At 33.8% G+C, this 18,548-nt stretch carries 21 protein-coding genes and 2 tRNA genes; 10 read left to right on the top strand and 13 right to left on the bottom strand.

Annotated elements, in window-relative coordinates; all coding sequences use genetic code 11:
* Genes Q0951_RS10855 through Q0951_RS10835 form a run of 5 tightly spaced genes read right to left on the bottom strand, consistent with a single transcriptional unit; the run spans position 1 to position 3,877 of the window.
* Positions 1-1,356: a methylmalonyl-CoA mutase subunit beta gene (locus Q0951_RS10855; RefSeq protein ID WP_299336772.1), complete on the bottom strand. Its 1,356-nt coding sequence runs from the start codon at positions 1,354-1,356 to the stop codon at positions 1-3.
* The gene (locus Q0951_RS10850) at positions 1,349-1,654 is read right to left on the bottom strand and encodes a septum formation initiator family protein (RefSeq protein ID WP_299336769.1); all 306 of its coding nucleotides are present in this window, start codon (positions 1,652-1,654) and stop codon (positions 1,349-1,351) included. Before Q0951_RS10850 ends, Q0951_RS10855 begins: the two co-directional genes overlap by 8 nt.
* Positions 1,654-2,265, bottom strand: a complete 612-nt coding sequence (gene udk, locus Q0951_RS10845) for a uridine kinase (protein ID WP_299336767.1) — start codon at positions 2,263-2,265, stop codon at positions 1,654-1,656. The genes Q0951_RS10850 and udk overlap by 1 nt, the downstream gene beginning before the upstream one ends.
* 50 nt (positions 2,266-2,315) lie before the next feature.
* Complete coding sequence (locus tag Q0951_RS10840) at positions 2,316-2,771, bottom strand: cytochrome c (RefSeq protein ID WP_367179758.1); 456 nt, start codon at positions 2,769-2,771, stop codon at positions 2,316-2,318.
* Positions 2,768-3,877 (bottom strand): PQQ-dependent sugar dehydrogenase, encoded by a 1,110-nt coding sequence (locus Q0951_RS10835; RefSeq protein ID WP_299336765.1) that lies wholly within the window; start codon positions 3,875-3,877, stop codon positions 2,768-2,770. The genes Q0951_RS10840 and Q0951_RS10835 overlap by 4 nt, the downstream gene beginning before the upstream one ends.
* Positions 3,878-3,995: 118 nt before the next feature.
* Between Q0951_RS10835 and Q0951_RS10830 the strand changes: the two genes are divergently transcribed.
* From Q0951_RS10830 to Q0951_RS10810, 5 genes are all read left to right on the top strand, one after another.
* Positions 3,996-4,070, top strand: a tRNA-Pro gene (locus Q0951_RS10830).
* Between the two features lie 39 nt (positions 4,071-4,109).
* Positions 4,110-4,183 (top strand) — tRNA-Arg (locus Q0951_RS10825).
* A 56-nt stretch (positions 4,184-4,239) separates the two neighbouring features.
* Complete coding sequence (locus Q0951_RS10820) at positions 4,240-4,488, top strand: GIY-YIG nuclease family protein (protein ID WP_299336763.1); 249 nt, start codon at positions 4,240-4,242, stop codon at positions 4,486-4,488.
* Positions 4,489-4,619: 131 nt separating this feature from the next.
* A complete protein-coding gene (locus Q0951_RS10815; RefSeq protein ID WP_299336763.1) occupies positions 4,620-4,868 on the top strand; it encodes a GIY-YIG nuclease family protein in 249 nt (82 codons plus the stop codon).
* Positions 4,869-5,221: 353 nt separating this feature from the next.
* Entirely contained in the window at positions 5,222-5,632 is a 411-nt protein-coding gene (locus Q0951_RS10810; protein ID WP_299336759.1) for a hypothetical protein, read from the top strand.
* Here the strand turns inward: Q0951_RS10810 and Q0951_RS10805 are convergent.
* From Q0951_RS10805 to Q0951_RS10790, 4 genes are all read right to left on the bottom strand, one after another.
* Positions 5,629-6,810, bottom strand: a complete 1,182-nt coding sequence (locus Q0951_RS10805; protein WP_299336758.1) for a class I SAM-dependent methyltransferase — start codon at positions 6,808-6,810, stop codon at positions 5,629-5,631. The two genes, Q0951_RS10810 and Q0951_RS10805, sit on opposite strands and share 4 nt — an antisense overlap.
* Positions 6,811-6,817: 7 nt before the next feature.
* On the bottom strand, positions 6,818-7,906 hold the full coding sequence (locus Q0951_RS10800) for an AI-2E family transporter (RefSeq protein WP_299336751.1): 1,089 nt from the start codon (positions 7,904-7,906) through the stop codon (positions 6,818-6,820).
* A 66-nt stretch (positions 7,907-7,972) separates the two neighbouring features.
* Positions 7,973-8,473, bottom strand: a complete 501-nt coding sequence (locus tag Q0951_RS10795; RefSeq protein WP_299336747.1) for a TrmH family RNA methyltransferase — start codon at positions 8,471-8,473, stop codon at positions 7,973-7,975.
* Positions 8,474-8,547: 74 nt separating this feature from the next.
* Positions 8,548-9,219, bottom strand: coding sequence for a DUF4159 domain-containing protein (locus Q0951_RS10790; protein WP_299336745.1), 672 nt, complete (start codon positions 9,217-9,219; stop codon positions 8,548-8,550).
* Between the two features lie 25 nt (positions 9,220-9,244).
* On the opposite strand from Q0951_RS10790, the gene Q0951_RS10785 reads away from it, so the two are divergent.
* Entirely contained in the window at positions 9,245-9,973 is a 729-nt protein-coding gene (locus Q0951_RS10785) for a thioredoxin family protein (protein WP_299336744.1), read from the top strand.
* On the opposite strand, the gene Q0951_RS10780 is transcribed toward Q0951_RS10785, so the two are convergent.
* The 4 genes from Q0951_RS10780 to Q0951_RS10765 all read right to left on the bottom strand — a co-directional run bounded on the left by Q0951_RS10780 (position 9,968) and on the right by Q0951_RS10765 (position 14,508).
* A complete protein-coding gene (locus Q0951_RS10780; protein ID WP_299336743.1) occupies positions 9,968-10,675 on the bottom strand; it encodes a 16S rRNA (uracil(1498)-N(3))-methyltransferase in 708 nt (235 codons plus the stop codon). The genes Q0951_RS10785 and Q0951_RS10780 overlap by 6 nt on opposite strands.
* Positions 10,675-11,316 (bottom strand): peptidylprolyl isomerase, encoded by a 642-nt coding sequence (locus Q0951_RS10775; protein WP_299336741.1) that lies wholly within the window; start codon positions 11,314-11,316, stop codon positions 10,675-10,677. Before Q0951_RS10775 ends, Q0951_RS10780 begins: the two co-directional genes overlap by 1 nt.
* Before the next feature lie 108 nt (positions 11,317-11,424).
* Positions 11,425-11,805: a Rid family detoxifying hydrolase gene (locus Q0951_RS10770; protein WP_299336740.1), complete on the bottom strand. Its 381-nt coding sequence runs from the start codon at positions 11,803-11,805 to the stop codon at positions 11,425-11,427.
* A gap of 12 nt (positions 11,806-11,817) precedes the next feature.
* A complete protein-coding gene (locus Q0951_RS10765) occupies positions 11,818-14,508 on the bottom strand; it encodes a putative LPS assembly protein LptD (protein ID WP_299336739.1) in 2,691 nt (896 codons plus the stop codon).
* A gap of 219 nt (positions 14,509-14,727) precedes the next feature.
* Here Q0951_RS10765 and Q0951_RS10760 point away from each other — a divergent pair, with 219 nt between their 5' ends.
* Genes Q0951_RS10760 through Q0951_RS10745 form a run of 4 tightly spaced genes read left to right on the top strand, consistent with a single transcriptional unit; the run spans position 14,728 to position 18,526 of the window.
* Complete coding sequence (locus Q0951_RS10760) at positions 14,728-15,852, top strand: N-acetylmuramoyl-L-alanine amidase (protein ID WP_299336737.1); 1,125 nt, start codon at positions 14,728-14,730, stop codon at positions 15,850-15,852.
* Between the two features lie 54 nt (positions 15,853-15,906).
* On the top strand, positions 15,907-16,851 hold the full coding sequence (locus tag Q0951_RS10755) for an MlaD family protein (protein WP_299336735.1): 945 nt from the start codon (positions 15,907-15,909) through the stop codon (positions 16,849-16,851).
* An 8-nt stretch (positions 16,852-16,859) separates the two neighbouring features.
* Positions 16,860-18,188, top strand: coding sequence for a 4Fe-4S dicluster domain-containing protein (locus tag Q0951_RS10750; RefSeq protein WP_299336733.1), 1,329 nt, complete (start codon positions 16,860-16,862; stop codon positions 18,186-18,188).
* A 2-nt stretch (positions 18,189-18,190) separates the two neighbouring features.
* Positions 18,191-18,526, top strand: coding sequence for a hypothetical protein (locus Q0951_RS10745; protein WP_299336732.1), 336 nt, complete (start codon positions 18,191-18,193; stop codon positions 18,524-18,526).
* The last annotated feature ends 22 nt before the right edge of the window (positions 18,527-18,548 follow it).

Here is an 18,548-nt window from a genome sequence, read left to right as displayed (position 1 = left end):
TTATTCAGATTTAAGTCGTTCTTGTTCTAAGGTTTCAGCGAGTCGTTTCTCAACAATTGGAGCAATTAATGTTTTTACAGGGTTGTGTTTTACAAAAGGATACAGCTCCAAGTCATCTTTCATTTTGTCTTGGGGATTTGGATGCTTATTTGTACCTAATAAGACAAAATCACCTGCATCAAACTGCTTTTGTTCTTTATCAGCACTTTCTTTGATTTTCTTTTGAATAGTTCCTTCTTTAAGTTGAGCAAGAAAACCACCATTGGCTTCTATAAGTTTAAACACCTCTAGAGCTTTTTCACTTAATTGAGTAGTTAAGCTTTCAATGTAGTAGGCACCATCGGCTGGGTTGTCTACTTTGTCAAAATAACTCTCTTTTTTAAGAATTAGTAATTGGTTTCGTGAAATACGATTACCAAACTCATTGTCTTTATGATAAATTTCGTCATAAGGCATATTGGTAATTACATTGGCACCACCTAGAATAGCACTCATACATTCTGTTGTTGTTCTGAGCATATTCGTGTTATAATCGTAGATGGTTTTATTTCGCTTTGTGGGAATTGCGTGAATTTCACATTCTGGATTTATATCAAACTCTAATGCCAAGGTATGATATAGTGATCTTAACGCTCTAAGTTTAGCTATTTCAAAAAAGTAATTGGTTCCAACGGAAACATTAAAAACAACCTTTAGGCTTTCCTTTTCATTAATAATATTGTCGAAATGATTTAAATATTCAGTCAGATGCGCTAAAGCATAGGCTAGTTGTTGTACCATGTTGGCACCTGCATTTTGATAGGTGCTAGTATCAATTGAAATTGTATTTGTTTGCTTTACAATGGTTTCAAAGCGTGAGTGATCTTCATTTAAATTATGGTACCAATTACCTGTTTTTACAAGATGACCTATAATATCTACATTAATATTAGTGTTGTCTAGAGAAGAAATGGTCTGCACATAATCAGGAGATAAAAATTCTAACTTTAAGCGGATTGGAGTAGCAGAGAGGTCGATGTTTTTTAGAAGTTGCTCTACAGAAATATCTTTGGATGGAATTATAAATTCAATAACTTCTGCACCTCTGGAAATAGCATCAATCGCTTTAGTGTTGGACATTTCTGTATTGGCTACAAAAATTGACTGACAAATTTTAAATTGACTGGCTTTTGAGTTAGATATAAACGGTTGTTGTTCTACTTCATCTGAATGATAAAATGGTTTAACGTCAATTCCTTCATTGGTATGCCATATCAATGTGTCATTATAATCTGCGCCTTTAAGATCGGCTTGAATTTTTTGCTTCCATTGTTTTGAAGAAACTTCAGAAAAATCATTAAATAGTTTTTTACTCATCTTTTTTCTCTAGTTTAAGGCTGTCTTCGTATTCTATAATATAAATGTCTTCATTATCTTTCTTCATGTAATATTTTTCTCGGGCTAGTTTCTCGATACCATCTTCGGTACTAAGTTCCTTTATTGCTTTTTTATCTTTTTCGATTTCTTTTTTATAATACTCTTTTTCAGCCTCTAGATCGCTGATATCATTATTCAATTCATTATGAATGAGCAATGAATTAGAATCTATAAACAACATCCAGAAAGCAAAAACGATGAATACTATTACGAATATGTTCTTAAAGTATTTGAGCATTAGCTTATGAGTTTTTCGTTGATAATGGTTTTAACTATATCAACAGCAACAGTATTGTATTTATTGTTTGGTATGATGATGTCTGCATACTCTTTCATGGGTTCTATAAATTGTTGATGCATAGGTTTTAAAGTGGTTTGATATCTGCTTAATACTTCATCAATATCACGCCCTCGCTCAGATATATCACGTTTTAGTCGTCTAATCAGGCGTTCGTCACTATCAGCATGTACAAAGATTTTGATATCGAACATTTCTCTAAGTTCTGGATTGGTTAGAATCAAAATTCCTTCAACAATCATTACTTTTCTTGGGTTGGTCTTAATGGTGTCTCCAGTTCGGTTATGCTTAACAAACGAATATACTGGTTGATATATTGGTAATCCTTGTTTTAAATCTTTTAAATGCGCTTCTAATAATTCGAAATCTATAGATCGTGGATGATCAAAATTGATCTTTACTCGTTCTTCATAACTCAAATGCGAAGTGTCTTTATAGTAAGAATCTTGAGAAATAACACCAACTTCTCCTTCAGGTAATTCGTTAAGTATTTGATTTACAACCGTTGTTTTTCCACAACCTGTACCTCCTGCAATTCCAATTATAAGCATAAATAGTGATTGATTTTTAGTAAAACAAATTTAATAAATATGCTAGAACATTAACGTTCAATTTTTGAAACTTCTTCCTCAGTTATTAACTTATCATTAGAATTGCCCCAGCTATTGGTAATATAGTTCATGACATCTGCTATTTCATCATCTTCTAGTCCAAGTGGCGCCATAACATTATTATAAATTTCACCATTAACTGTAATTTCACCAGATTGCCCATATTTGATAGATTTGATGCTTTCTTCTCGATTATTCATAAGGTAATCAGATTTAGCGAGAGGAGGGAAGGCTTTAGGAACTCCCTTGCCGTTAGGCAAGTGACAAGTGACACAAAAATCTGTATAAATAATTTTACCACGCTCCATGCTGGCTTTTAGTTCTGAACTTTGATTAATAGAAGTTTCTTCAGAATTTTTAAGTTCTGTTATGTCTTTGTTTTTTTCTGAACGATTACATGAGATTAACAACAATGTAATGATAAGGTATCCTAAGCTTTTTTTCATTTTTTACCTTTGATGAGTTTTACAATTCCTAAATTTTCTATACCTACATATATAAAGCCATCCGGACCTTGATTTACAGATCGAACACGTCCGAGTCCATCGAGTAGCCGTTCCTCCTTAACAATTTTTCCATCTTTAATGTAGCAATTATCCAAGTATTGGAATTTGAGTGAGCCTACTAATAAATTACCTTTCCAGCCTTTATATTTGTCGCTTGAAATAAATGCCATTCCACTTGGAGCGATAGATGGCACCCAATAATGTAGTGGCTGCTCCATGCCTTTACGAGCGGTTTCATCTGTAATTTTAGTACCAATATAATTTATACCATAGGTAATTACTGGCCAGCCGTAGTTTCTACCTGACTTTATAATATTGATTTCATCACCTCCTTTCGGACCATGTTCATGGGTCCAAATCTCACGTGTCTCAGGGTGGATAGCCATTCCTTGCGGATTTCTATGTCCGAAAGAATAGATAGCAGTTTTTGCGTTTTCATCATTAACAAACGGATTGTCTGAAGGAATAGTCCCGTCATCATGTAATCGGTACACTTTGCCGCCATCTCGAGTAATATCCTGCGGATTAACATCTCGATTACCTCGTTCTCCAATAGTGAAGTAGAGATAACCTTCGTCATCAAACTCAATTCTTGAGCCAAAATGCTGTCCTCTGGTAGTATTTGGAGTAGCTTTGTATAAAACTTCAGAATCTACTAAAGTGTTATTTTTTAGTTGTGCTCGCATTAGCGCTGTATGACCGCCTTTTCCTTCTCCTTCGGAAGAGGCATAGGTAAGATAAATCCAACCATTTGTCTTGTAATCTGGATGTAATTTGACATCCAACAAACCTCCTTGTCCGCGATTGTAGACTTTAGGGACACCTTTTACAGAAGTTTTATTTCCATTTTTAAAGTGAATGATTTCACCTTCTTTCTCATTGATTAGCATAGAGCCATCTGGAAGAAACGCGAAACCCCAAGGGTTAGATAGCTCAGGAACAACAAGTTCGTAGGAGTGTTCATTGTTGATAGGATTTTTGTCTTGTGCACATGCAATAAGACCTAAAAAACTGAATATAAATACAGAATGCCTTAGAAATTTCATCAAAATAAATTTTATGCTTAAATTTAATAATAAAAGTTGTCAATTTTTAAAGAAAAAATATATATTTGCACCTCGAATTTTGAGAGAAATTAGTAACTCAAATTGAGATAACCAATTTCGGGGTGTAGCGTAGCCCGGTTATCGCGCCGCGTTTGGGACGCGGAGGTCGCAGGTTCGAATCCTGCCACCCCGACTAGTTCTTTGCAACTTAAGTGAATAAGAACATTTATTAGGGCTCTTAGCTCAGCTGGATAGAGCACCTCCCTTCTAAGGAGGCGGTCGAAGGTTCGAATCCTTCAGGGCTCACTTAAAGCTTCGTCAGTATTGGCGAGGCTTTTTTGTTTCAAATAACATTGTATTTTATGTGTCATACATATATTTTATTTTCTGAGACTATTGATACTTATTATGTAGGTTATACTTGTGATGATTTGATTGAGCGACTACGAAAACATAATACAAATCATAAGGGTTATACAGGAAGAGCCAATGACTGGAAGGTTGTTTACTCTGAAACATTTGTAAGCAAGACAGAAGCTTATAAAAGAGAGCGTGAAATAAAAAGTAAAAAGTCAAGGGTATATATAAAATGGCTTATAGATAGAGTATAGAGCATTCCGCAATTCTGCGGAACGGTCGAAGTGCTTGCGCCGATTTAATTCGGCATTCGAATCCTTCAGGGCTCACTTAAAGCTTCGTCAGTAATGGCGAGGCTTTTTTGTTTTAAATAACATTGTATTTTATGTGTCATACATATATTTTATTTTCTGAGACTATTGATACTTATTATGTAGGTTATACTTGTGATGATTTGATTGAGCGACTACGAAAACATAATACAAATCATAAGGGTTATACAGGAAGAGCCAATGACTGGAAGGTTGTTTACTCTGAAACATTTGTAAGCAAGACAGAAGCTTATAAAAGAGAGCGTGAAATAAAAAGTAAAAAGTCAAGGGTATATATAAAATGGCTTATAGATAGAGTATAGAGCATTCCGCAATTCTGCGGAACGGTCTAAGTGCTTGTGCCGATTTAATTCGGCATTCGAATCCTTCAGGGCTCACTTAAAGCTTCGTCAGTAATGGCGAGGCTTTTTTGTTTCAAATAACATTGTATTTTATAACATATTGATACAATAAAGTATATTTTGATTCTAGGTGTTGTAATTGCATTTTTATCTAAAAGTATTTATTATCAATTACTTAGATGTGTATTTCGTCGATGTTTCATAAAGAAATATGCATTTCATCGATTATATTTTACATTTAAACGATAAAATAGTTTGTTTTATTCATTTTTAGAATTACCTTTGTACCATAATTTTCATTAAACCCCAAATCGATGAAAAACCTACTTAAAAACGCAATTGCTTGTGCAATTGTGATAACTACGTGTTTTAGCTGTTCTGTTGAATCAATAGAAGAGCAACAATTACTCGACAATCAAATCGCACAAGATCCTTGTGCAGATCAGGATCCTCAAGCTAGGATTACTAACAATGGAACTATTGCTGTGACTTTGCAAATTGCTACTATAGATGGTACGATTTTGCATACTGTTCAAGATCTAGCTCCTGGAAATACTTCAAGCTATTTATCTTTTGCTTCTGGTGATATCATATTTAATGTAATTAAGAATACTACTGGAGTAAGTGATAATAAAGTTGTATTTGCTATGGATCAGTGTATGAGTTATGACATGGAAATCGATTCAAACAACGATTTATTACCAAATACGCCTGTTAATCTTTAAGGAACTTTATAGCAAACAATTACTATTTTTTCGTTGAAATTATTTGTCGTAAAGAACAGGTATGTATTACCTCCATCTTTAATGCGGTATTTTTTTCGAAGTTGTTGAACTGTTTCAGGGAAGTTTCTGGTAGTTACATTAGCTTTTGAGATATTCAAGACCTTTAGGTTCTTTTTATTATAATCAATTACCGATTTAACCTCAAAAGATCGACCTGGGAATTCAATGAGGTTCTCACTGGTATACAAATGTGAGTGCTGATGTAGTTTTGATAATTTTAAACTTTCAGATACGCTGTTAAATCCTCCAGATTTAAGAATTGCAGCATTAGGCTCATACAAATAATTTTGTGGAGACCCATATGTCACTTTGGCTATGGCCTCTGTATTTAGTTGAAAAGAGAAGACATTCTTTTTGTTTTCCATAATATTAACGGTTTTGACAATGACATCATTGTTAAAACCGTTTTCTAATATCCATAATAGCTCTTTTACTTCATTTTTTATAGCGACAATATGTATCTCTTTTACATATTTTAATTCATTCAATCCAACTGTTAGATCTAGTAATGGCGATGTTTTTACAGCAATGTTATGACTATACCTGAAGAGGTCTTCTAAATGACTCGGAACATCTGGTAAGCAATCTTTTAAAAAGAATACTTTTCCTTTGCTATCGTGTCTTCGTGAAGGGTCAATATAGATCCAATCATAAGTGTGATCATGAGAGGATAAATACTTTAAACCATCCTCAGTGATAGTATGTATATTAGTAACACCTAAATATTTGTAGTTGTGTTTTACAATTGAAGATAAGGTTTCATTGATCTCACAATGTGTTACATTTTTAAATTGTTTAGAAAAGTAGTAGCAATCTACACCAAATCCTCCTGTAATATCAATTATTGAGTTTCCAGACAGGAGTTGAGATTTATGTAAGGCTGCTAATTCAGACGATGTTTGTTCAATATTTAGTTTATTTGGGTAATAGATATTCTCAGTACCAAACCAGGTTGGTAATTTTTTTTTAGATTTTAATTTGGCTTCAATTTGCTCAATAAGTTCTTTAGTGCTTACCTGTTCAAAATCAGTGCCTTTGAGTAATAGCTTTGAAACCTCGCTATCAAGATTTTTATTGATAAACGCCTGGATTTCAATATTTAAAATTTCAGAATTCAAAATAGAACTAAAGACCTTGAGTTAGTTTTTTTACAACTTTGTTTTCAGATAAGAACTCTTTCAGAATCACTTTTATGGCTGTATAACTAGGGACAGCGACAATCATGCCTACCACACCAAAAAGAAGTCCAGCTATAATAATCACTAAGAAAATTTCCAAAGGATGTGATTTCACACTTTTTGAGAAAATAAATGGCTGACTGAAGAAATTATCGACCAATTGAGCAATTACAATAATGATTAATGTGTAGATGACATTTGGTAAGATCACCTCATTGAGACTATCTCCAAGATTATTGGTCATTACCAATAAGAGCATCAAAACTCCACCAATTAATGGTCCTAAATACGGAATAAGATTAATCAGAGCGCAAAGAAAAGCGATTACTACAGCGTTTTTCACTCCAATAATAAGTAAACCTATAGTGTATATGACAAACAGTATGAGAATTTGAAAGAATAATCCAACAAAATATCTAGAAAGTAAATCAGAGATTTTAGAAAATGAACGTTTTAGTCTGGTTTCTTTTTCATTGGGAACAAAGGTTAAAATACCTTGCTGAAACAGATTGCTGTCTTTTAAAAAGAAAAATGTAATGAATAAAACAGACATTAAACCAATACTGAAATTTCCTAAGCCAGACGCAATACTGTTTAGAAAATTTGGAATAATACTATAGTCTAAACTCGATAGCACCTTGGAGTCTTTTATAGCTTGTTCGGCATCTATATGATTTAGCTCTAAATAGCTAATACCTGCTCTGTAAAGCTCTTCTATGTTAGTTTTAAGTTGATCAATATCTAGTAGCGAAAGATTTTGACCCTGTTCTACCAACAAAGGAATTAATAAGCTTATAATACCTACAAATATGCCTACAAGAAAAACCATAGTTACCACTACAGCAATTATGTTTTTAAATTTTAAGCGCCTTCTCAGGAAAATGATAATTGGTCTGCCAATAAGTGAGATTACAGCAGCTATGACTATGTACACTATAACTGACTGTATCTTATATAAAAAATATAATACTAAAGCTACAGCGACTATAACACCTACAGCTCTAAGTATTCCATTGGCAATGGTTCTTGAATTCATTTGATTGATTTTACTCTATAAATATATTACTCTATAAATATATTACTCTATAAATATATAAAGACTTTATTTAAGTTGCTTAGTCATCTCGTACAAAGCTACACTTGTGGCTTGTACAACATTCATACTGCTGTTTTGACCATACATATCAATATGAATGATTTCATCGCAAAGGCCTAATATATCCTCTGATATTCCAAAATTTTCATCACCTATAATTAAAGCTAATGATTGATTCTTCGGAAATGTATACAACTTCAATGGCTTGCTGTTTGTTGTTATTTCAAGCGCTATCACAAAATACCCTTGTGATTTTAATTTATTGACGACGTCAAAACTAGATTCTGAAATACTATAATTCACAACCTTTTCAGTTGCTCTTGAAGTTTTAGTCATTTTTCGACCAAGTGGAATGTGTTTTCCACAAAAAATAAGTTCTGAAACACCAAAAGCATCTGCAGTTCTAAATAAGCTCCCAACATTAGGAGCATTGTTAACATTTTCGCAAACCAAAGTAATGGGAAAAGTTCGTTTATTGAAATTAGTAGAGTAGTGGTCGAGTTGCACTATTTAAATTGAATTAGTAGCAATTAGAATCGTTAATACATTATTTCCGCTAAGGTTGAAAATCATATTTTTAATCAGTTCTCAAAAGCATATTTAACAATATTAGCTCCCATTTTAAAGGCTTTCTCTCTTACATCTTCAGGATCGTTATGTACTTCAGGATCTTCCCAGCCATCACCAAGATCACTTTCAAAAGTAAATAGAAGTACCAATCGGCTTTCATAGAAAATCCCTAAAGCTTGTGGTCGCTTACCATCGTGTTCATGGATTTTTGGTAAGCCTTGCGGAAACTTAAACGCTGTATTAAATATCTCGTGATCTTTTGGCAATTCAATGAGTTCCAGATTGGGAAATACTTTTTTAAGTTCTTTTTTGATATAGGGCTCCATTCCATAGTTATCATCTATATGTAAAAAACCACCAGACGTTAGATATTTCCTCAGATTTTCAGCATCTTCATCTGAAAAAAACACATTGCCATGTCCAGTCATATGAAGCATTGGGAATTGAAAAATATCAATACTGCCAACTTCTACTACTTGAGGTTTGGTGTTCATTTTGGTCTTAATAGTGGCATTACAATAATTGATAAGGTTGGGTAAGGCAGTCGGATTACTATACCAATCTCCACCTCCTTTATATTTTACAATAGCCAGATCTTGAGCTATGCCAACAAAACCTGTTAAAGTTATCACAAGCGTGATTGCTAGTGTAAGCTGTTTAAAATATTTCGAACTAAACCTCATAGCTCAAAAATATAAAATAAGTATTATGAAACATATCGTTTTAACGTTATTTATGATCCCATTATTTTTTTCTTCGGAAACGATAGACACTTATCCTCCAGTTATTGTCCTAGAACTCTTTACATCACAAGGTTGTTCTAGTTGTCCGCCAGCTGATGAATTGTTAACACAGATTCAAAACAGAGACTCAGATACACCAGTGATTGCGATGTCTTATCATGTAGATTATTGGAACTATATTGGCTGGAAAGATCCCTTTAGTAAAGAAGTTTTTAGTAATAAACAGCGTTTGTACAGTCAGAAATTTAATAGTAGCTCCATTTACACACCACAAATTGTTATTAATGGTAAAGCGCATTTTGTAGGATCAAATTCCAGAGAAATGGATGTTAAGCTAAAACAGCATGCAAAAATATCAGCAGAAAACAAAATTGAAATTGCTAATCTGGATAAGAATGGTAATGAGGTTCGTTTTGATTATAATGTTATGGGACGGATTTCAAACAAGTTGTTACGAACTGTTTTAGTAGTTGAAGAGCGTATCACTAAAATACCAAGAGGAGAGAATCGTAACCGTACTTTAAAAAACTCCAATATTGTTGTGGCAGAGGATATTTCAGAGCTTCAAAACTCTAAAGGACATCAAAGTATTGCGATACCAAATATTGTAAATGATAAAGACGAACTCAAATTAATTTTTGTTATCCAAAATTCTGATTTAGATATAGTTGGTGCTAATCAAGTGAAGTTATAATTCATTAATAAAAGCCACAGAATGACACGCAACTATAGCTGCTGTTTCTGTCCGTAACCGTGTATCTCCAAGTACTACAGGTGTAAAATTATGTTGAAGTGCTTTTTGTATTTCTTGTGTGCTAAAATCACCTTCCGGACCTATAAGAATAGTAGTATCTGTATGAGGTTTTAATTCTTGTTTTAACGATTTTTTATCTGAATCCTCACAATGTGCAATAAACAGTTGTCCTTGATGTTCCTGATTTAAAAAGTTATCAAAGGATATAGCGTCATTAAGTTTTGGTAAATAGCAATTGAGAGATTGTTTCATAGCAGACTGCAAGATTTTCTGAAAGCGGTCCGCTTTTATTACACGACGCTCACTATTATCACAAAAAACAGGCGTAATCATGTCTATGCCTATTTCAGTAGCTTTTTCTAAGAACCACTCATATCTGTCATTCATTTTCGTTGGTGCTACAGCTAAATGCAGTGTATAGGTCTTTTTCGGCTTTAGTATAGAGGTTTTAATTACTGCAATACAATTTTTGATATCAGCTAAAGTGATTTCAGCAGTAAATAACCATCCTTTACCATTAGTGATATGAAGTATGTCTCCAACAGATTTACGTAACACCTTTACGATATGTCGACTTTCCTCTTTAGAAAACCGTATTTCAGAATTGTTTTCTGTAAGATCTTGATTAAAAAACAGTTGCATTATCGTCGTCTTGGTTCGGTCACTTTTAAGACTTTGGCTTCCTCTATAAGTTTTTTGCCTTGGGTCATAAGCACCACATAATAGGCCTTTTTCTCTGGAATATCAACAGTAAATATATCGTTTACACTATAGGTGCCATCTAAAATTTGCTTTTCAAGTTCTGGATGTAAATCGCCATAAGTAAACCAACCAAGATCACCACCTTGCTTTGCTGTATGATCCATAGAGTATAATTTGGCAAGATCTGTAAATCTATAGCCTTGATTATATTTTGAGATCACACTCTTTCGGATTTTATTGATCTCGTCTGTAGTCATTTTATTTCCGTCTAAATACACACAACTTGCTCTGTAATAAGGGATTTCATATTTTTCAATCACCTTATAAAAGGTTTTTTGAGGTGCGTCTTTAAAATACTTTTTTGCTCCAACTCTCATTTTTAGGATGTCAGATGCCATTTTAGTTTTGTGTTTCTCTTCATTGAACACTATCACTTTTCCTTTGGCTGTTTTATTCTTTTCAAAGAAGAGGTTGACATCGTCTAGTGTTTGAATAGAATCTAATGACTTTTCAAAATCATCTTGAGCTGTAGCGATTAGGCTAAATAAAAATAGCATACTAGATAGCAATACTTTAAGCATAGTAAGGTTGTTTTATAATTTGCTTCAAAAATAAAGCTCTGATGCAAGTATAAAACACTTGCACAATGAAGTTTTTAAGAATTAATTGTTTATAACTATTATGAGTGCTTATTTTACTGCAATCATGCTAATCTCAACATTGACAAATTTTGGCAAGTTGGCAACTTCTACAGTTTCGCGTGCAGGTGCTGTGTCAACGTCAAAATACTTGGCATAGACAGAATTGATCTTAGAAAAATTATTCATATCACTAATAAAAATAGAGCTTTTAATTACATGCTCAAAAGTCATATCAGCAGCAGCAAGAACAGCTTTCAAATTTTTCATCACCTGCTCAGTTTCCATAGTAATAGAATCTAAGACAAGCTCACCTGTCTTTACATCGATAGCGATTTGCCCAGAAGTGTACAAGGTGTTTCCTGAAAGAATTGCTTGATTGTATGGGCCAATAGGAGCAGGAGCATTAGGTGTGTTAATGATAGTTTTCATGATCATGTACTGTTATAGTTGTTGGTCGCGTTGTCTACGCTTATCGTATTTAAGATCTTTTAGTAAGCTTGATTTAATACCAATAAAGAAATTCCATGAGTTAAATGGTCCGAAGGGAACCCAAGAGAAATTCATACGCCAACTCAGTAGATCACGTTCAAATCTAAATTGTGTTTGTGTAAACCCTTTGTTTGCAAAATCATAACCTGAAGAGACGCCAACAGACCATCGAGGCGATAGTTCTACATCTCCAGAAAACATTAACGAGTTGTTAGAAATGGCATTCTGTCTTGCGGAATTGGTATAATTCACAGCATAGGCCAACCTCAGATTCCATGGGATTTTATAATTATAAAATTCGGAAGATGTGTCCTCTGAATCTTTTTTGTCATCATCAGTCAGACGCTGATCTGCAAAATCCTGAGGCCTACCAAATAAATCATCGGCTCGACCACCACTTCTAAGCGACTCCTGAATACCTGCATCTTGTTGGTCATCATCTGTACCACCACTTCCATCAAAAGTTTTATTGGAGAGGGAGTAACTAATGTTCAATGACGCAGAGGTTAGTCTGAATAAACTTCCACCATTATCTATATTAAAGGTATTGATCTTACGATTATTATTATCTAATGCATAAGGATCGAGTACCATTCCGAAGTTAACATTCATCTTATCTTTTAAGAGAGTTGTTCCTCCAGATACTCGCAACGGACTCCACTGCAAGGAGTCGCCAGCAAAATTATAAGAAGTAGAAAAGTTAAGGTTGTTCAGTAGTTTGATCTTCTTTGGTTCGGTAGCAGTACTATCTTTGTCTCGTACTTTAGCTTCAAAGTTGTTTCCTAAAGAAATACCCATAGAACTGGAAAATGTTCGGTTTGGCACTCCAAAAAGCGAGCCTTCAAATCGTGTGTACACCTCTCGTTCTGCCTCACCTGTTGTTGTTCCATCTGCGTTAACAATCTCAAAGGTGTCATAATATTCATCAAATGCTGGATTGATATTATAGCTAATTGACGGACGCATGACATGGCGTATTTTTTGAATTTTTCGACCTTTACCTTTTTTGTCTAAATCGAACATTCCATAGATAGTTGTTCCAATACTTGTGCTGAAATTATAAGTAAAAAAACGATCGAAGTTTGTTAATTCTTCGGTTACTATCTGTTCAGTATCTTCGTCGTAAAACCTATTGATTGTATTGAACGTCCAATTCTCTTCTAAATTAGCATTGGCACTCATACTGAAGTATCTGAAAACTTTAAAATTCGTAGATACAGGAATTGAATGTAAAGCACCTATTTGTGCATCTTCGAACATTTCAGATTTAAAGAAGAACTCGTCAGTTGTTTGAATTCTGTTTTCGCCTCTCACATTGTATTGAAGGTTAATATTTTGAATAATACCTTTTTTGGCACCTAATTTTGGAGCAAACGGAAATACTCGACCTACACTTGCTTGAATAGTAGGTAAAGTCATATTAATTTGTTGTGTATTCGTGTTTTGCGAATGTGTTGCTGTTACATTCATATTCACCTGTGGTTCTCCTTGAAAGGTTTTAGAGTAGGAGATAGAAGACGCTAAGGTGTTATTTTGTGTATTTGCTAAATTTAATTGATTGATCGATTGTCTAAAATACTGACTACTACCAAGGTTTACAGAAGCAGAAAATCGAGAACTTGGATTAGATTTTCCATCTTGACTATGCGACCACCTAATATTATATATTGTTGATTTTGCAAAATCAGGAAAGCCACGTTCACTGTTGATTAGGTTTTCATATCTAAAACTCAGATTACCTCTAAACTTATAACGAAGTGCATAGTTGCTTTCTAATCTTAGACCATAACTACCATTGGTATAATAATCACCCAAAACGGCAAGATCTACATAGTCGCTAATGGCAAAATAATAACCTCCATTTTGCAAAAAGTAACCTCTGTCGTTTCCTAGATCCTGTCCAGGTGTAGGAACAATAACACCAGAGGTTTGTTTTTTGGTCATAGGAAAATAAGCAAACGGTAAACCAATAGGTACAGGTACGTCATAAATGAATAGGTTTGTCAATCCGGTTACTACTTTTTTGTTAGGAACCACTTTAGCTTTACGCATTAAAAAATAATATTCAGGATCCTCTCTGTTTTCTGAAGTTGTAAATTTTCCTCTTTCTATAAATAGAATGGAATCATTCTCCATTTTAGTTTTTTCAGCATCAATCCAACCACCACTTTGTTCTGTTCGGGAATTAAAAACAAGTGCTTTTTTAGTTTCTGTATTAAAAATAATAGAATCAGGTTCTATAACACTTTGACCTTGGGTAAATACAGGTGCTTGAGAATACACACCAGAGCTATCTTTTAAACGTCCAGCATAAACCAGGTTTTTACTGTGATCAATAACTATGATACCAGCTTTGATGTTCATGTCTGTATAATTGACCTCTGCTTCATTAAACAACGTGGTACGATTCTCTCGCTGGTTGAGTCTAACATAGTCTTTGGCCTTGTAATTTACAATATCTGTTAGGAGCTCTTTTTTCTTAGGAACCGAATCTTGCCTGACACTATCAACCTCTTTATTGTTTTGTGGTGCAGCCAATACAGAATCTATAGAAATAACCTTTGTTTCTTTAGCAGGTTCTGGTTTAATAGGCTCTTTTGGTTTTGGAATTTCCTGAGCAAAGCAAAACATGTTAATAAACATGGTAAAACTTAGGGTGAAAAGTATGTGTAAGCTTTTTGTACGCAATGCTTTTAAATGTATTTTTGCTAAAGTATGGCTCGGTTTTTGAATTGCCAAAATTACATATATTTTTTATGATTAATTTATAATTCAATTAATTTATCAAAAGTATTCAGAGCTCATAAAACCTAGATGTTTGGATACTTAAAATAAACCCGGTTGATAAAACGTTAAACACATATGAAAACGACACCTCATTATATATTCGTATTGATAGGCTTGTTAATTACCAGTTTTTTAACATCTGCCCACGCATTTCAAAAAGAGGACGACAGATTTACAGTGGTCTTAGACGCTGGTCACGGAGGAAAAGATCCAGGCAGACCTACTAAATATGGGTACAAAGAAAAGAACATTGCACTTAAGTTAGTGCTAGCTGTTGGTGCTGAGCTAGAAAAGCATAACGACATTAAAGTTATTTATACCAGAAAAACAGATGTGTTTCTAGAATTGCACGAGCGTGCAGCGATTGCAAATAAAGCAGATGCAGATCTGTTCATCTCTATACATTGTAATGCGCACAATTCACAAGCTTATGGGACAGAAACTTATGTGTTAGCTACCAGAGCTAATAATAAGAATATTGAAATTGCCAAACGCGAGAATGAAGTAATCTTCTTAGAGGCAGATTACGAACAACATTATGAAGGCTTTGATCCTAATTCTCCTGAATCTTTAATCTCACTTAGTTTGCTTCAAGAAGAATACTTAGATCAAAGTATCAGACTTGCTCGTAATATTGAAGATAATTTTAAAGGAAAAATCAAACGAAAAAGTAGAGGTGTGAAACAAGCTGGCTTTTGGGTTTTACATAATACCTATATGCCTAGTGTATTGATCGAAACTGGGTTTATTACAAATAAGAGAGAAGGCGATTATCTCAATTCTAAAAAGGGACAGAGAGATATTACAAAGTCTATTGTAAATGCTATTGAAGATTATAAAACAGAATTAGAACTCAATATCGGTATGGATGTTTACAAGTCAGATAATGATACTACTGATATTGCAACATCTACTGACGAATCACAAATTGTTGAAAATGTAGTCTTTAAGGTGCAAATTGCTTCCAGTTCAAAAGCCCTTGAACCTAAGTCTTATAATTTTAAAGGTTTATCAGATATATCCAGAGAGAAAACAGGTTCTAAGTATAAGTACTACTATGGTTATACTTCAAATTACACTGAAATCAAACAGCTTCAACAAATCGCAAAATCTAAAGGTTATAGCGACTGTTTTGTAGTGGCTTACAAAAATGGAAATAAAATAGATGTTTCCGAAGCTTTAAAATCTACTTCCAATTAGAAAGGTTCTTTATATAATTATTGCTAATTTTGTTTTAACCCAAAATTGAAAAATTTGAAAATCTCAAGAGAAGTAAAAACAGCGGTACTCGTACTTTCGGGTATTATATTATTGATATTTCTATTCAATTATCTCAAAGGTGAAAATCTGTTTGAGTCACAAGACACCTATTATACAGAGTTTGATTACAATGCACTTAGCAAATCCTCACCTGTTACGGTTAGAGGAAATACCGTTGGTAAAATAAAAGGTATTAAATATAATTTTGACACAGGTAAAACAAGAATCGAGTTTACTGTAGATGAGCAATTAAAATTCTCCAAAGAAAGTACAGTTCGTTTATACGAAACAGGACTTATGGGTGGTAACGCTCTTGCTATAATAGTTAGCAATGAAGGTGAACAAGCAACCTCTGGTGATTACCTTAAATCTGAAGTAGAGGAAGGGCTAGTATCGAGTTTGAGTAAGAATTTCTCAGGTGTAGGTAGTGAGTTAGGAACCACATTGAAAGCTGCAGATACATTGCTTGTCAATTTAAATAATCTTGTTGCAGACGAATCTGAAGATGGATTAAAGAACGCCATTAAGGAACTCAATTCAACAATGAAATCTTTCAAGTCTGTAGCATATTCTATCAACAGCTTAGTCAGTAAAAATGATGACAAGTTAGCTGCTGTACTTACAAATTTCGATTCTATTTCTAAAGATTTATCGGTTGTAACCAGTGATTTAAAAACGATAGATTTTTCGCAAATGGTTGATAAGCTTGATCAAACATTAACCTCTGTTAATACATTGATGGCAACAGTCAATGGTGGAGAAGGTACAATTGGTAAGCTATTAAAAGATGAAGGTCTATATGATAATTTAGAAGCAGCTTCTAAAGAAATGGAAGAATTAATCAGAGATATTAAGTTACATCCTGCCCGTTACAGACGTATTCTGTCGAAAAAGGAGATACCATATACACCACCAAAAGAAGAAGACCAAAATAATTAAATTCTAGTATGGAATATTTACCACAAATAGTATTTGCTATTGCGCTAATTATTGGCGTAGGATATTTTGCAAGAAATGTAAAAAGAATAAAGCGCAATATTAATCTTGGTCGAGATGAAGATGTTAGTGATAATAAATCACAGCGTTGGAAGAACATGACAATGATTGCCTTGGGTCAGAGTAAGATGGTAAAACGTCCTATAGCAGGAATTTTACACGTTATTGTTTACGTAGGTTTCGTCATCATTAATATTGAAGTTCTTGAAATTATCATTGATGGTCTTACAGGGAAACACCGTATTTTTTCTTCGGCAGGTACCATTTATGATGTATTAATTGCATCTTTTGAAATCCTAGCATTTTTAGTTTTAGTAGCTGTAATTGTATTCTGGCTTCGAAGAAATGTAATCAAATTAAAGCGATTCCTAAGTTCAGAAATGAAAGGTTGGCCTAAAAATGATGGTAATATCATTTTATATTTTGAGGTTGTATTAATGTGTTTGTTCTTAACTATGAATGCCACAGATTTACAATTGCAACTCAATGGTGCAGAGGGATATGCTAACGCAGGTTCTTTTCCTGTAAGTCAATATTTGTTACCATTGTTTGACGGTTTGTCGAACGCAACATTAATCGCCATTGAACGTTCTGCCTGGTGGTTACACATTTTGGGTATTCTGGTGTTTTTAAACTATCTGTACTTTTCTAAACATTTACACATCCTATTGGCATTTCCTAACACTTACTACGGAAATTTAAAACCTAAAGGACAATTTGGTAATCTGGAAGAGGTTACTAACGAAGTAAAAATGATGATGGATCCTAACGTTGATCCTTTTGCTGCGCCACCAGAAGGTGCTGAAGCTGCTGTTCCTGCTAAGTTTGGAGCAAGTGATGTTCAGGATCTGAGTTGGGTTAACTTAATGAATGCCTATTCATGTACGGAATGCGGACGCTGTACAAGTGAGTGTCCTGCAAATCAAACTGGTAAAAAATTATCACCTCGAAAAATCATGATGGATACTCGTGATCGCTTGGAGGAAGTTGGTAAAAATATAGATGCAAATAAAGGTGAATTTAAAGACGATGGTAAACAGCTTTTAGGTGATTATATCACTAACGAAGAGCTTTGGGCTTGCACCAGTTGTAATGCATGTGTAGAGGCTTGTCCAATCAGTATTGATCCTTTAAATATTATTATGCAAATGCGTCAGTATTTAGTGATGGAACAAAGTGCTGCGCCAATGGAACTTAATAATATGATGACCAATATTGAAAATAATGGAGCGCCTTGGCCATACAATCAAATGGATCGTTTAAACTGGAAAAATGAGTAGTTATGAGTATTTTTCTTCGGAAATATCAACTCATGTTATCATTAATACTGTGTTTAAATACTGTGTTGCACGCACAATCTTATAAAAAGGATTCATTACAGATTAAATCATATACTCTCATTGAATATGCAAACAATGAAGTAAAACGTATAGAGCTCTTAAAAGTGATGTGTGATTATTGCACTGATATTCAAAAAGAGGCTATTGGTAAAGAAGCTGTCCGCAGATCTTATCTAGAACGCTTTGATCCAAAGAATAGATTAAAAAAAGGCAAGAAAAAACTTGCAATTTATATAAGAGTTGCAAAAAAAGATCTTGCAGCTATAAAAGAAGATTAAGATTAATTCATGCAACTTTAAT

It is taken from the genome of uncultured Psychroserpens sp., from assembly GCF_947501425.1.
Taxonomy (GTDB): domain Bacteria; phylum Bacteroidota; class Bacteroidia; order Flavobacteriales; family Flavobacteriaceae; genus Psychroserpens.
Note: the sequence above shows the minus strand (reverse complement) of the source record. Positions and strands in the feature narration are given on the sequence as shown.